Genomic DNA, 15,586 nt, shown 5'->3' with positions numbered 1-15,586 from the left:
TTGATTTATCTTTTAAGCTTTTGATTTTTTGGAAAAGGATTTTATCTGATGCCCACCTCTGCCAAATGGCTTTTCCCTTTGCTTGTCGGATTTGGAACAGCCGCGTATTCTGACCATCCCTCGAGTTACATGCCAGTCGATATTAAAGAAGACTTTCAGTCGATTATGAAGCGAATGGTTGATCAGAAAGAAGCGGTTGAAAAAAAACATGCTGATTTGCTCGAACAGCGTTATGACCTGAGTAATAAACCAGCAACCGGCACCACCATGACTGGCGGGAAGCCGATTCAGGAAGGAGTCCGGGTTAAATTACCCGCTGGTCTGACCTGGGAAGCCCTGGCAAAAATGACCCCGGAAGAGATTAAGGAAAAAGGCGTATACCCTCTGGGTTTTCTGCCACTGCCCCACCCCAATCACCCGGAAGGCGGGATGCTATTTCCAAAATTTGTTATTGATGAATTCAATAAACAGGAACAACGTGATTTAACCCGCTTTGATTTGGATTTCGATATTCCCGATCATTTTCTACCCATTTTTCCTGCACCGATTTTTCTGACAACCCGTCCCGATCTTGGCGATGTTTCCAAAGGAAAATTGGTCAATATCAATAACTATTATGAATTGTTTAATGGTCTTTTAAATCCAAAACAACTGGAAGGATTGCGATTGCTGGTAACCCCTTTCCCGCAGCAGCAATTTAATCAGACAGAAGACAGACGAACAGTAGCCCCTAGCCGCGGCGTTGCCTGTTTCGACTGCCATTCTAACGGCCATACCAATAAAGCGACCCACCTGGTGGGTGATATCAGACCTCAGGAATTCAGACATCGGATTAACACGCCCAGTCTGCGCGGCGTCAATATCCAGCGTTTATTTGGCTCGCAAAGAGCATTAAAAACGGTGGAGGATTTTACCGAATTTGAGCAGCGAGCAGCCTATTTTGACGGGGATCCGGTGATTGCTACCAAGAAAGGGGTGAATATTCTCGAACGGGGCAGCCAGGTTCATTTTATGTCAGAGTTTCAGGAAATCCTGGATTTTCCACCCGCTCCAAAGCTGGCAGTAGATGGGAAACTGGATCCTGCCAAAGCAACCGCAGAAGAGTTGCGCGGCCAGGAGCTCTTTTTTGGTAAGGCACAATGTTCAACCTGCCATATGCCTCCCTATTACACTGATAACACCATGCATAATCTGCAAACAGAGCGCTTCTTTAAACCGGTTATGATTAATAACATGATGGCAGTGGGTGACGGACCGATTAAAACCTTTCCTTTGAGAGGTATTAAGGATTCTCCACCCTATCTGCATGATGGCCGCTTGCTGACCCTGGATGACAGCGTGGAGTTTTTTAATCTGATATTGAAACTGCAACTCAATGATCAGGAAAAGAAAGATCTGGTCAGCTTTATGAAAGCCCTCTAGCTATCCCTGCTATTGTAGGTTGGGCCCTTGGCCCAACAAACGGCTCGCACCACTCCAGAACTCGATGTTGGGCCAAGGGCCCAACCTACAATTAATTGCTAATGGCGCTGCCTAAAGTCTGCGGCAGAGTATTTACAGTAACATCCGTTGCCAGGGCCTGAGGTATATACGCAAATAGCGGATTTCTCTTATCAGAGCTATACCCCATCGAAACACCTGGGGTATTTTCAAATACACTCACTTTAGAAGGCTGAATATGAACTCTTTTTGCAAACTCATCCGCCAGAGAGTGAACAGTGACTTTGTTCTTCAGTTGTTCTAACTGAGAGGTAAATCGGTCAAACTCACCCTTAAGGTACTGAGGTGAATGATCAGGAAAGCTTTCAGCAATATTCTTTTTAAACCATTCTGAAACCTGCTCTTTCACTTGAGTTTCGCTTAAACCTGCTTTTTTAGCATAGGTCTGGATGAGATCATCATAACCAGTTGCCAGACTACCCATTTCCTGAGTATTACTGAAATGCAAATCACTCACACCCATGTACAGGAATCGGGATAAACATAGCTGTCGCTGCAGCCAGTTCAAAGGCATATTGTTATGAACCACGATAACCGATATATTATTAGCGCCCTGCTTCTTTAAGTTACTAATGGCCTGGCACAGGGTATTGCCAGTCGCGGTTTCATCATCAGTAATTAAATACCTGTCCTGTGCATTAATACCCAGCTCACCCGCATTCATATTATTGATCAAAGCACTTGTGTCCTGATGAGAATCCCGCTGCTTTTCACCCAGCACGCGTGATGAGCACAATTTATCACCCAAAATGCTTTGCAAGTGCTGAGTCAGTTCATTGGTTCGTTTGGCCGCCCCAGCATCCGGAGTCACCAGACGTAACTGACCTTGTCCCGGATTACTGAGCCATTCTGTAGCAACCCGGGTAGCAAGAATGGTCAGTGCGGGTACTGCCGAGCCCCTTATTTCTTTGCCTGTGTATGTTCCAGATAAAGTATGATTATCATGACACTCCGCGGTAACCACATTATTTACCCCTGCCGCCTCAAACAGTTTTCCATTATGCTGAACATAAGCGCCAGTTTTTCCCTTTGGATTATCTTCTGCCTTATCCGACCTGGCGCTAAATTGGTAGGGATTAATCAGGTTGATATGCAGGGCGCCGCGTAAATGTGCCTGCCTTGCAATCATCGCAGCTTCAAAAAAGCAGGGGGAAGCGCCATTTTTCTCGTATTCGGCCGACACCGTAAAATCATCAGGATTAGGGCGTGTGGATTGCACAATAGTCACTACCGAGCCGGCGATAACAGCCTCGTCAGGAATTGTGGCCCCGATTCCAGCTCCATTGATGCAGTAGAGTTTAATTTCCTCACCATTCTGACGAAGATGTTCCGCGATTTCTTCAGCTAAAGGCCGATTGGCTGAACAGCAAATTAATACATGTCCCTGTTTTTTTTCAGGAACCTCAAGACTTACCGGCGCACCCTCACAGACCCTCTCCATGAGCTTACTATGAGATAAATTGAGTTTTGACCAAACGGCATTTAAATAACTTCGTCGAGTAAAATGAAGTACTTTAGCGTCTATAGTTGACTCGCTCGTCTGGTTAGCGGGTAACTCCAGGTAAGATGATAGTTCGCTTTTGCTGACCTGGTATTCTTCAGGCTTTGAGTGTTGGGATACTTTAAAAGTGATATTTGCGTCAATATGATTTTCATCCAGAATACCCTGATAATTCTTATCATAATAATAAAGCTTATTGGCACCGCTGGCCTTGAATAATTTAATCAATAGTAGATTAAAATCATCAGGATATAGCACTGGATGAAATTGCTCGGGTAATGCAAGGGTTATTCGCTCGGCGCCATGCTCATGTATTGCGCGGCAAAGCTGCAATGCTTCATGAAGTAAGACTGACTTCGCATAGGTACCCGAGGACACCCCGACATGGATATTGATGTTCTCACCGCGAATGGCAACATTCGGGGATAGAACAGAGAATGCGTCGCCGGTTGAAAATACTTTGAACTGGTTACGCGCGACTTTTTGGGGGTCAATATTCCATGCTTCTACTGGACAGCCATGATTATAAAAGTTAATAAATTTGCTGGACAATGTTTTCGCAACTGGAAAAAAGATTCCGCGACGAGCAAAATTTTTGATGGGACGATTATTGCTAAGATTCAATAAGCGGCTGATAGTAAATTCCTGCGTATCCCCTTCAGGGTTTTCATTATGCATAGGTAAAGCCGAAATAGCTTGTCCATCAGTATTAACAGGGGTTTTAACGGAAGGTTGCATGCTTGTCTCCTCATGATTGAATAACGTCATGTTAATAATCTCGGAGATTTAATGCACTCCGTCCTGGATACGGGGTTGTCAGGTCATTTACACATCAAGCACTTTTTGAATCATCTCGCGTTTAGTACTGACACCCAGTTTTATTTTTACCTGATTGATATACTCCTCTACCGTACGGGGTGAAATCGAGAGTGCTCTGGCAATCTCCTTGGCTGTAAATCCCTTCACAGTATATTCCAGACACTCCTGTTCTCTCGGCGTTAATGAGGCATCTTCCAGATTCAGTTTAATCGCTGGGTTATCAGAGGTTTTTTCAGGCAAAAGACCTGCATCGGTCAGGCGCATGATGGCATCCGCCAGTGAATGCTCACCTAAAACAATCGATATTCCCAACGTACCCTGTAATTGACAAGCCGAGTCATAACAGGGAAATTTTACGGATAAAAACTGCAGTGATTTACCATCCAGACGCGTATTAAACTCATCAAAAAATTGAATGGTCTCCTGTTTTAAAATCGATTCACAATTATCCAGCAAATGTCTGGCACTGTCTGTGGATACATCGAAAATTGTTTTCCCCACTGCCTGCTCGGGTGACTTGTAACCACAAACTGCGGCCCCTATTTCATTGATTTTAACTGTGGCGCCTCTGGCATCCAGCAAATAGACACTGTAGGGAAGATCAAATAAATCAGCGAAACTGAGCAGCAGTTCAGGGCTTTTATTTTCCATGTTATAAAGCATTAAACCATTTTGATGTTTCGCAACGCCAATAGCATTTAATTCAATAGAATTTGGGAAATAAGGTTTCACATTTTTCTCGTAATGGAGGGAACAATCTTGGCACAGTCTGGTATTCTAACAAATAATGTATTGAGCTGGGTAGCCTCGCATATGATCTGGCACAATACAGTGGATAGGAATAGATTCCCGCATTTGCGGGAATGACAAACTCCTTTCATCAATAACATCTACTTTAAAGTCATCTCCGGAGAGTTTTCAGTAGGAAGAATGGTAAATTTTTTATTTATCTCATTTAATGCCCGATCTTTACGTCTTTCAGCAAACTGTTCTGCTGTTTCCTGAATGAGCTTGGTAAATAATGTGGTGGTTGCAGCACTTGAAGGAACTGCAGGAGACCTCGATAGCGGCTCAGGCGTGACCGGCCAATTACTTACAACATCTCCATTACCTTTCACAAATAATTGAGCCTGCGAGGTATTCCTGAAATAATCTTTGGTAAATTGATGATAAGCAGCTATTAACCCTGAATTTCGGTCGTTCAGAAGGTGAATGTTGTGAGCTATTTCCATGACAAACCGGGCGTCATTATATTCGCTGTCATCTACACTGATTCGATATAGCCACTGCTTTAGATGGCGATGAAGATTTTCAAAGTCCCTATCTTCCAAACCAATTTTTTGATAATTCAGAATCATTTCTTCAAATGATTTACGGCACAGATCACTGACAGGCATTCCCTTACTCCATCGATGTGTTCTTTTTCATTAAATATCAAATTGTGTAAATTTACAACCAAATTGGCTGTTTTAATTAGAAATCGTTCAATAAAGTGAACATAATCTATTGATTTTTTAAATTTTTATTGAATAATGAAAGGTTTATTTTCCAAGTCATTATGCATCATCTAATTCTCGGTTATGGCTATTGCGGATTCTATCTTGCGCAGCATTTATTAAAACAGCATGGGGAAGTCACCGCGGTTTCCAGACATTACGATCCTGCATTATACCTTCCTGGTTTACAGCATGTAGCCGGCGATTTGCTCGATCTCGATATCGAGCAGAAAGAAGAGTTGACCGTCTATTATCTTATTCCTCCTCCTCCCTCTGGAGATTATGACTCGCTTCTTCAGGACTTTTTAAGTACTACAAGCTTAAAGCCCACTAAAATTGTTTACTTCGGTTCCAGCGCTGTCTATGGCAACCATCAGGGTAAATGGGTGGGTGAGCGTGCTAAATGTCGTATACAGCATGACAGGCAACTAAGACGCCTGGATGCGGAACAGCAATGGAAACGCTTTGCCAGAAAAAACAAGGCAGCGTATGTTTTGCTGCGTATTGCCGGAATTTACGGACCTAATCGACTGCCAATAGAAGCAGCGCGCAGCCAGAGCCCCCTTTTATTCCCACAACAAGCCCCTTATACTAATCACATACTAGTCACCGATTTAGTTAAAATTGCCTCACAGCTTGCTGCCAAAAGCAATGTGCAGGGTATTTTTAACATCGCAGACGGGCATCCCAAAAAGATGGGCGCATTGCAGCAACTGGTGGCTCACCATCTCGATTATCCAGCGGCCTCTTTTCAAGCCTGGAATGAGATCTGGGAAACTGCCAGTGACATGAAACGGGAAATCATGCAAAGCTCCAGGCGATTAAGTATAGAATTACTAAAAAAGGAATTAGGGAATGATTTAGTGTTCACTCCCATGACAGCAGGCATTCTTCAAAGTCTGTCATTAATGGCTTAAGGATCATCATGAATATACTGGTTGCAGGAGCTTCCGGGCTTATTGGAAAAAAGCTGGTTTCATCTTTTTGTAACGAGCATCAGATCACTGTATTGGGTCGTAATCTGAAAGCTCTGCAAACGCAATTTCCCAAGCCAGTTAAACACTTGTCCTGGGAACAGCTCGATAATGTTGATCCGAATAGCTTTGATACCCTGATTAATCTCTGCGGCAGAAATATCTCATCCCTTCGATGGAATAATACCATTAAGCAGGACATCATTAATTCACGCGTTCAATCCAATCGCACCCTGGTCAATTGGCTATTAAAATATCAGGCACATCCCCACTACTTCTGCGCCAATGCCGTTGGAATTTATGGTACACAATCACAAAATGACAGCCAGGCCTTTGACGAAAACAGCGCTATTGACGATGAAACACCTCATGATTTTCTAAGCGAGGTGGGCATCCGCTGGGAACAGTCTTTACAGGCAGCCATTGAAGCAGACATACCCGTGACCATCACCCGCTTTGGGGTGGTTCTATCGCCAGATGGCGGCATGTTAGGTCAGCTTGCCCCGGTTTTTAAATTGGGGATTGGAAGTATTTTAGGCAAAGGCCAGCAAGTAATTTCCTGGGTCGATATGCAGGACGTTATTGGGGCTTATGAATTCCTCCTCGCGAATCCAGGCATAACGGGTCCGGTGAACATTTGCTCTCCCGAGCCCGTTACTCAGGAGATTTTTGCAAAAACATTGGCACGCGTTCTGAAGCGCCCTCTTTTATTTCGGATTCCGGCATGGGTTATCAAACTGCTTTTCGGTCAAATGGGGGAATGCCTTCTGCTCAGCGGACAAAGAGTTCTCCCTAACCGCCTGATGGATAATGGTTATCAGTTTCAATATCCTGATCTGGAGGATGCACTGAAACATCAACTCATAAATAAATAATTTACTCACATTGATTATTTTTTTACCAAATGCTATATTCCCCCTCTTCGGCTTCGTCTAATCCATAACGTTTATGACCAGAAAACATTCTCATAAAAAACGCAATCGCCAACTTCAGACAAATACTAAAGCAAAAACTATAAAAACCCGTTCAGCCCCAATTGAGAAAGCCAAGGAAGGTAATGAAATCTTTATTTGGGCAAGTATGCTCACCTTACACAAAACGACTTACGGGGTTCTTGAGAAAAACCACCGGGATGTTGCCATTCTTGATAATACTTTGGCAAAAATCAGAAACAGGGAATGGGCGGCACTAGATCTGGAAGTACTGGCCGGTACTAATCCCAAAATCTACAGCGTTCGGATGAACCACTCCGACAGGCTCTTGCTAACCACCGAAATACTCAATGCCAAACCCCGCCTGCTTGTTTTAGAAGTTATTCTTAATCATAAATATGAAACCTCACGTTTTTTAAAATCCCAGGTCTTAAAAAACTATTTGCATAACCACAAAGATCAGCTTTGGGAAAAAGTAAACGCTGAGGATTTGGAAAGTACCGGTCTGGAAGAATTGATTCCTGAGCACCCAAGATTCAAGCCGGTAGAATACCATCACCGATTTATCGAGTTGAGCGAGCTGCAGCAATCTGTCTTTGAACTTCAAACCCCAATTCATGTAGAGGGTATACCTGGCTCCGGTAAAACGATTCTGGCTGAAACCTTTATCAGAGAAAAGCGCTGGCAAAACAGAGGGTCGCAACAGCCCATTATTTATCTTGCCAAATCAGCGGCGCTTGTTAATCAGGTCAGAGATAAATTATCGGAGTTAATTGATAATACTGATCCCGAGCTCCCTCCCGTCTGGGTCATGACCTATGAAGAATTCGCAGCACTGGATGTACCAGCCGATGAAAATGCACCAAAGCGAACTTTGTTTACTGAAAAAGAAGCGGATAATTTCTTTAAAAGCTGGTACGACACGTTCTATACAGAACAAAAGGTATTGGCAAAAGCGAATCAACAGAGTTTGCATCCATTCATCGCTGATCCGGTCAGACTTTATAATGAATTCAAATTAATCTCAGGGTATACAAAAACTCAGTATACCGATAAAGCCAAACGAGTAAGCGAAGTCCCAGCGGAGTTTCGTGAGGCCTTTTTCCAGCATTATAGAAAATTTGAAGCCGCTATTCACAAAGATAAAATCCATCCGCATTTTTCCTCTCTCAATATTGGAATTCAACCTTCATTTATAGCCGTTGACGAATGCAATGATTTAACCGGCAAACAATTAGCCAATATTTTTGACATTTCTAAAGGTGAGGTAGTCTTTTTAGGTGATGGCAATCAAAAGCTCGACGGCAATAAATCCAATACGAGGCTTATCCAGGCACAGGCGCAGAAATTAGGGCATCATCTCAATATCCTGAAATTATCCACTACGCACCGCAGCGCCAAACTTCATAGTAAATTTTTAAATTTACTCTTACAAATCAAGTATGAATTAACTGGTGGCATCGGCGAAAAGAATGAAAACAGTTTTATTAAATCTGCAGAAGACGCTGCTGAAGGCGAATTAATTTGGGTTGATCACCTAAGCCCGCTTTTAATCAGCGAGATCAATGAGCTTAAAAAATCGCACAAATTCTGTATTATTGCAGATGATATTCATAAACCCATGCTGGAGAAGCATTTCCCCGGCTCCACCTTTATTTCACCTGAGGCGAGTAAAGGCCTGGAGTATACCACTACCTTACTGGTTGAACCTTTTTCAGAAGAGGTTTATGAGAAAATCAGTAAAAATTTGCCGAGCGATTTTGAATTTGATGAGAATCAACAACAATTTAACCGCCCCGCTCAAGACCGTGGTGATCCAGAATTTAGCGCTCCCATGCATAAACTGGTGGTCTTATTCTCAAGGTCGACCGCCAATATTATTGTTTTGCGCTCTGGTAATAAAAAGCTGGCGAAATTACTTTCGCCCATGCACAAACTGGGGCGAAGGCTCGCAGAAAATGAAAGCCTCAATATCAAAGACCATAGCGCCTCCACCGAGGAAGAGTGGCTGACTCAAGCTAAGGCTTATCATTCAGAGAATGAATATTTATCGGCCCTTTCCGTCTTGACGAAAGAATTAAACTATTCTGAAGAGAAGTCAAAGCTCATACTGCTCAGTTGGGATAGACCAAAACCCGGACCCGCTTCTCTCGCATTTTCACCAAGCCCATCAAATACTATCCCAAACCAGGTGCCAGAGGGAAACTCAGAGGAAGCAGCCGTCATACAATCTTCTTTGGTGAATCAAGAGCTCGAAGAGGAGCGCATCAATACTGAAAAAGTCATTGACAGTTTACTGCTTGCTCAAGAAATAAAGACACTTCGTCAGAATTATTTAAATTGTCTTAAAGGTCTTGCTCCTGATGAAAAAACAGCAGAGCAAAATCAGGAGACCATGGATTGTGTGTGGAATGAAATTTTCACCCATCCCCAATCGATGCAGCTACTGACCGAAGAGGGTATGGAGTTTCTGAAAGACGTTTTTTCCTCTTCGTATTTAGTTAGCAGTTTGTTTAATTATTTTCCCCCGATAGAAAAGGATGATGATACAACTGCTCTGAGTCCGACGGCGACAGAGCGAAAGGACCACTTCTCAGACGCGCTTATTCTCAAAATAGCCCCCCTGATGATAAACCATAAAGATCTCAAGGTCGTTGAGATTCTTAATATCCTGCTTCGTGGTAAACCGCTGACACTATTCAACAAACTATGTTCTTTATACAGAGAAAGTTATCTGAGACGATTGAACCAGCTGGCACCTATTGCAACCTCTAATTGGCGGGCTGGGGAGGAGTTGTATAGCCTCTGGGAAAATATATTTTCTCATCCGCACTGCACTCAGCTACTGACCCATGATGGAAAAAAGACGAATATGGATTTCTTAGACACTATTCTCTCTTCCAAACCTTTAATGCACAGTCTTCTTTATGATTATTTTCCCGTGGTGATAAAGGATTCGGAAAGCTATCCCATTATAACTCCGGATGCGATTGAACATGCAGTCAAGCTTCCAGATGAGCTGGTATTGAAAATTGCACCGCTTATGCTTACACACAACAATCCCTTAGCTATTGGTATCTTTCTGATCCTGCTCCGCTGCAAACCTCATTTGGTCAGCTCCGTCTTTCCTTTATTATGCAAAAACGAAGAGACCAGGAAACAGCTTGATCTACTTGGGTATCCTGATGTCATCAATGGGCGGCCATTGCATGCTTATCTTGATATGAAAATGCTATTTCCTCAAATCCCTAAAAGGCAGCCTCCCCTCTTTCCCAAACTTTGCGAAGATGCCTATGGTATTTATACCTTGCATGCTCTCCAGGGCTATGCGGAACTGGAATGGGATGAAGGCTATCTCAGATCAATTTTTACAGGCACTGAACAAGGGCATCTGCTGGCACAACTTTTTCATTATAATGTTGGCGCAGATCTTGTGCTCAATTGGGCGGCAAGATATCCCAGCCTGACACTGTCGATGGAGCGGTTAAGGAAGAAGTACCCTTGTAAAAATGCGCTGCAAACGCCTAAATCCGAAATAGGGTACATGCCTTATGTGGCATATCACGGCAGCAATTTATTCTATCACATGATTTCTTTTCCAGCCGGTCGAATGTTGTTTGGCATGCTCTCGGTCCCTGAGTTTCAGGCCACTATAACGAAAGAGGATTTATTTACAAATAGCCATCATGATGTCTCTGTCTTTCATCACTTATTTATGAATATAGAAAGTCAAGGTGCTTTATATTGTCTTCTTCACAATCGCCCAGAGTTAATTTCTTTCATAGGCAATAGTCATTTTCATATTCCCAATCCAAAGAAATCAATGCCTCGTTCTTTTGGCGGTATATTGATGTTTGGATTTTGCAGCGAAACGGGCAATAGACTGGTAAATGTCATTCTATCTCACAGACAGGAAGTCCTGCACATGCTCGATACTAGGCTGCTGATAACCCGGCGATCCGATACCCAACTCTTCCCGCCGGAAGAGTACTTTTTTGAAAATCTAATCGCTATTCTGAACCTGGATCTGTTAAAGCTTTTTTTACAAAGCAAACACACAAAATTTCTCACTGAAATTAACCCAAAGACTGATAAACCCTATATCTATCGCACACTGCAGATCTGTTCCGCCCAGCAACTTGAAGCCATACTGGAATGCCCCTGGATCGCTTTGAAAAATATTTCCGGACAAGGCAGCCATTCTGTTCTCAAAATAATTAGCGAGCGTCCGGATAAAGCGCAGCTCCTGCCGATTGTGGAGAAACGCATTGCAGTCTTAATTGAGAAATTAAAAGAGACTTTGCAAAAGAAAACCCCATCTCCTGTGCTCACGGAGGGATTATTCAGCGAGAAGAACTCAACCAGGTCATCCGGGAGAAAAGCGAAAAAAATGGCAGTGGGGCAAACAGAAAGAAATGAGTCAGCGGTTAACGAGCTGAGATAAACATCAGCCTGGAAGCGCAGGGGAGTTCCATTTCAAAAAGGCACTGGGCCAAACGATCAATAGATTTCCGCCTGCGCGGAAATGACAGTGTATTTTTATGTGCAGAACCAAGCCATTTCACATGCAATCTTTGTCATTCCCGCGCAGGCGGGAATCAATTTTCATGGCACGATCCTAATAGATTTTATTCAAACGTTCAGTTTAAATAATCCACTTCAATAATGTCATATTCCACCCTGCCCCCAGGTGTTTCAACGACCACTGTATCGTCAATCTGTTTGCCAATCAACGCGCGGCCGATGGGAGAGCTGTAGGAAATTTTATTAGATTTAATGTCAGCTTCGTCTTCACCAACTATCTGATAACTGAGTTCATTACCTGTCTCTGTATGACAAATCGTTACAGTCGCGCCGAAAACTACCTTGCCGTTATTTTCGAGCTTACTGATATCCACAATCTGAGCATGAGAAATTTTGGCTTCAAGCTCCTTGATACGCCCTTCTGTAAAGCTTTGCTGCTCACGTGCTGCATGATACTCTGCATTTTCCTTTAAATCGCCTAGCGCTCGGGCAGTTGCAATCGCCTCGATGATTTGCGGGCGCACAACGCTTTTTAAATGAGATAATTCCTTCTTCAGTGCCTCTGCACCTGCAATTGTCATTGGATGCTTATGCATATCCACCTCTAATGTAAATCTTGTAAACGAGTAACCGTTTCACGGTCTTCATATTTCATTGCCAGACAAGCTGCCTCCGCACCTGACAAAGTCGTCGTATAGCTCACTTTATGTTGCAAGGCATTTCGACGAATTGCAAACGAGTCAGCAGCGGCCTGCTTTCCTTCTGTGGTATTGACGATAAAATCAATTTCATTATTCTTGATGAAGTCCACCACATGCGGTCTTCCTTCTGCCACTTTATATACTCTGCGGCAGTCAATCCCTGCTGCATGCAATACCAGAGCTGTACCCCGGGTTGCGATAATTTCAAACCCCAATTGAATTAAACGCTTTGCAATTTCCCCAATTCGTGTTTTGTCGGCATCCCTCACTGACACAAAGGCACGGCGTCGTTTAACGATGTTACCACCAGCTCCAAGCTGTGCTTTCGCATAAGCCTGCCCAAAACGCCTTGCAATTCCCATTACCTCACCAGTTGATTTCATTTCAGGTCCCAAAATGGAGTCAACCCCAGAGAATTTAATAAACGGAAATACAGGCAGCTTAATGGAGTAAAAAGCCGGCATCGGATAATGCTGACTCAATCCTTGCTGCCTTAGAGTTTGCCCTAATTTGCAGCGCGCTGCAATTTTTGCCAGAGGAAGGCCGGTGGCTTTGGAAACAAAGGGGACCGTTCGAGAGGCTCTTGGGTTCACTTCCAGCACATAAATATCATCGGCCTGAATAGCAAACTGCGCATTGATCAAGCCGACTACCCCTAATTTCAGAGCCATTTGTCTGATTTGTTCAATCAAGTCCTGCTGAACTACCGAACTCAGGCTAAAAGGCGGTAAAGTACAGGCTGAATCACCAGAATGAATACCGGCCTGCTCAATATGCTCCATGATCCCGCCAATCATGACATCCTGCCCATCACAGACGGCGTCAATATCTACTTCAATGGCATCATTTAAAAATTTGTCCAGCAGTACCGGAGAATCGTTGGAAACCGCTACAGCGTGCTCGAGATAATAGCGTAAGTCCTCTTCCTGATAGACTACTTCCATTGCCCGCCCACCCAAAACATAAGATGGTCTTACCACCAATGGATAGCCGATGCGTTTTGCAACTTCCAGAGCTTCTTCCGTACTGCGTACTGTACCATTAGCTGGTTGGTGCAGATTAAGCTCCGCTACCATTTTCTGAAAACGCTCTCTATCTTCCGCCATGTCGATAGCGTCAGGTGATGTTCCTACAATGGGTACACCATTCGCTTCCAGATCCCTTGCCAGTTTTAGAGGGGTTTGGCCGCCGTAATGCACAATAACACCCATGGGTTTTTCAACATCCACTATGGATAACACATCTTCCAGAGTAAGGGGCTCAAAATACAGACGATCCGAGGTATCAAAGTCGGTTGAAACAGTTTCCGGATTACAATTGACCATGATGGTCTGGTAACCTTCTTCTCTCAATGCCATCGCCGCGTGGACGCAGCAGTAATCGAATTCAATTCCCTGACCAATTCGATTGGGTCCCCCTCCGAGAATCATCACTTTTTTTGCATCAGATTCAGCCCGGGCTTCACAACCGTCCTCATAGCATGAATATAAATAGGCGGTGGAACTGGGGAATTCGCCAGCACAGGAATCGATGCGCTTGTACACCGGTTTCACCCCTAAGGCCAGCCGATGCTGACGTACCTGCTCTTCCCGGCAATATAAAATTTTCGCAAGAAACGCATCAGAAAATCCATGCCGTTTTAATTGCAGAAGCTGCTGTTGATCGAGATCAGTAATCGTCTTTCCGTAAATTGCCCGCTCCTGCATAACCAGATCCTGAATCTGGTACAGGAACCAGGCATCTATTTTGCTTTCCAGCTGAATTTCTTCCAGCGTTAAATCCTGACGAAATGCATCGGCAATATACCATAGGCGATCCGGAGTAGGCTCGCGTAAATGCCCTCTAAGCCGGCTTAAATCTTCCCCTTTCTTAAACAGACTGTTTAAACCATTGCGCCCAATTTCCAGACCACGTATTGCTTTTTGCAATGACTCCTGAAAATTACTGCCAATCGCCATCACCTCACCCACTGATTTCATTTGAGTGGTCAGGGTTGTTGAGGTCTGGGGGAATTTATCAAAGTTAAAGCGCGGAATTTTAGTTACCACGTAATCAATACTGGGTTCAAAGGAAGCTGGCGTCTTGCCGCCAGTAATTTCATTATCCAACTCATCCAGGGTATAACCAACCGCCAGTTTTGCCGCAATTTTAGCAATTGGAAAGCCGGTTGCTTTTGAGGCGAGGGCCGAACTTCTGGAAACCCGCGGATTCATTTCAACGATCAGCATTCTGCCGTCTTCAGGGTTGATGGCAAACTGGACATTCGAGCCTCCGGTATCCACACCCACCGCCCTTAATACCTTAACGGCGGCATCACGCATACGCTGGTATTCTTTATCGGTCAATGTTTGCGCAGGAGCGACAGTGATAGAATCCCCGGTATGCACACCCATTGGATCAAAATTTTCAATAGTACAGACGATAATGCAATTGTCGTTTTTGTCCCTCACAACCTCCATCTCGAATTCTTTCCAGCCGAGAACGGATTCATCGAGTAATAACTCATGCGTCGGCGACATATCCAGACCGCGCGTACAAATCTCTTCGAATTCCTCGCGGTTGTATGCGATACCGCCGCCACTGCCGCCCATAGTGAATGAGGGTCTGATAATGGTTGGAAAACCTAATTGAGCCTGAACCTGAATCGCCTCCTCCATGCTATGAGCGATTGCCGATCTTGGCATTTCCAGGCCAATTTTTTTCATCAGCTGACGAAAACGGTCACGGTCCTCGGCGCGATCAATCGCCTCCTTGGTCGCACCAATCATTTCAACAGCGTATTTTTCGAGGATACCGTGCTTTGCCAAATCAAGGGCACAGTTTAAAGCGGTCTGACCACCCATAGTCGGCAAGAGTGCATCGGGCCGTTCTTTTTCAATAATTTTGGCTACTTCGGGCCATAGGACAGGTTCAATGTAAGTTGCATCGGCCAGTTCCGGATCGGTCATTATGGTTGCTGGATTGGAATTAACAAGAATGACGCGATAGCCTTCTTCTTTCAAAGCACGCACAGCCTGCGTACCGGAGTAGTCAAATTCACAAGCCTGACCGATTACAATTGGGCCTGCACCGAGAATCAAAATGGATTTAATATCTGTACGTTTTGGCATGACAACTTAGAAAACGGTTTGAGTGACCT

At 44.1% G+C, this 15,586-nt stretch carries 9 protein-coding genes; 4 read left to right on the top strand and 5 right to left on the bottom strand.

What is annotated here, in order from left to right; translation table 11 throughout:
• The first annotated feature begins 48 nt into the window (after positions 1–48).
• The gene (locus LXA66_RS13175) at positions 49–1,422 is read left to right on the top strand and encodes a cytochrome B6 (protein ID WP_233013516.1); all 1,374 of its coding nucleotides are present in this window, start codon (positions 49–51) and stop codon (positions 1,420–1,422) included.
• Between the two features lie 91 nt (positions 1,423–1,513).
• On the opposite strand, the gene LXA66_RS13170 is transcribed toward LXA66_RS13175, so the two are convergent.
• From LXA66_RS13170 to LXA66_RS13160, 3 genes are all read right to left on the bottom strand, one after another.
• Positions 1,514–3,739: a phosphoribosyltransferase family protein gene (locus LXA66_RS13170; RefSeq protein ID WP_233013514.1), complete on the bottom strand. Its 2,226-nt coding sequence runs from the start codon at positions 3,737–3,739 to the stop codon at positions 1,514–1,516.
• An 87-nt stretch (positions 3,740–3,826) separates the two neighbouring features.
• Complete coding sequence (locus LXA66_RS13165) at positions 3,827–4,552, bottom strand: helix-turn-helix transcriptional regulator (protein WP_233013512.1); 726 nt, start codon at positions 4,550–4,552, stop codon at positions 3,827–3,829.
• A 158-nt stretch (positions 4,553–4,710) separates the two neighbouring features.
• The gene (locus LXA66_RS13160) at positions 4,711–5,217 is read right to left on the bottom strand and encodes a hypothetical protein (protein WP_233013511.1); all 507 of its coding nucleotides are present in this window, start codon (positions 5,215–5,217) and stop codon (positions 4,711–4,713) included.
• A 161-nt stretch (positions 5,218–5,378) separates the two neighbouring features.
• Here LXA66_RS13160 and LXA66_RS13155 point away from each other — a divergent pair, with 161 nt between their 5' ends.
• From LXA66_RS13155 to LXA66_RS13145, 3 genes are all read left to right on the top strand, one after another.
• Entirely contained in the window at positions 5,379–6,233 is an 855-nt protein-coding gene (locus LXA66_RS13155) for an SDR family NAD(P)-dependent oxidoreductase (protein ID WP_233013510.1), read from the top strand.
• A gap of 8 nt (positions 6,234–6,241) precedes the next feature.
• A complete protein-coding gene (locus tag LXA66_RS13150) occupies positions 6,242–7,165 on the top strand; it encodes a TIGR01777 family oxidoreductase (RefSeq protein ID WP_233013509.1) in 924 nt (307 codons plus the stop codon).
• A gap of 73 nt (positions 7,166–7,238) precedes the next feature.
• Positions 7,239–11,666 (top strand): hypothetical protein, encoded by a 4,428-nt coding sequence (locus LXA66_RS13145; protein WP_233013508.1) that lies wholly within the window; start codon positions 7,239–7,241, stop codon positions 11,664–11,666.
• A gap of 196 nt (positions 11,667–11,862) precedes the next feature.
• Here LXA66_RS13145 and greA read toward each other — a convergent pair whose 3' ends face one another.
• Together greA and carB are read right to left on the bottom strand one after the other, a co-directional pair.
• Positions 11,863–12,342 carry a transcription elongation factor GreA gene (greA, locus tag LXA66_RS13140; RefSeq protein ID WP_058507908.1) on the bottom strand — a complete coding sequence of 160 codons (480 nt, stop codon included), beginning with the start codon at positions 12,340–12,342 and terminating at the stop codon, positions 11,863–11,865.
• Positions 12,343–12,350: 8 nt separating this feature from the next.
• Positions 12,351–15,557, bottom strand: coding sequence for a carbamoyl-phosphate synthase large subunit (carB, locus tag LXA66_RS13135; protein WP_112220267.1), 3,207 nt, complete (start codon positions 15,555–15,557; stop codon positions 12,351–12,353).
• Between the last annotated feature and the right edge of the window lie 29 nt (positions 15,558–15,586).

Source organism: Legionella sp. 16cNR16C (assembly GCF_021297775.1).
In the GTDB taxonomy this organism is placed as follows: domain Bacteria; phylum Pseudomonadota; class Gammaproteobacteria; order Legionellales; family Legionellaceae; genus Legionella_C; species Legionella_C quinlivanii_A.
This window is presented reverse-complemented; position numbering and strand designations above follow the sequence as displayed.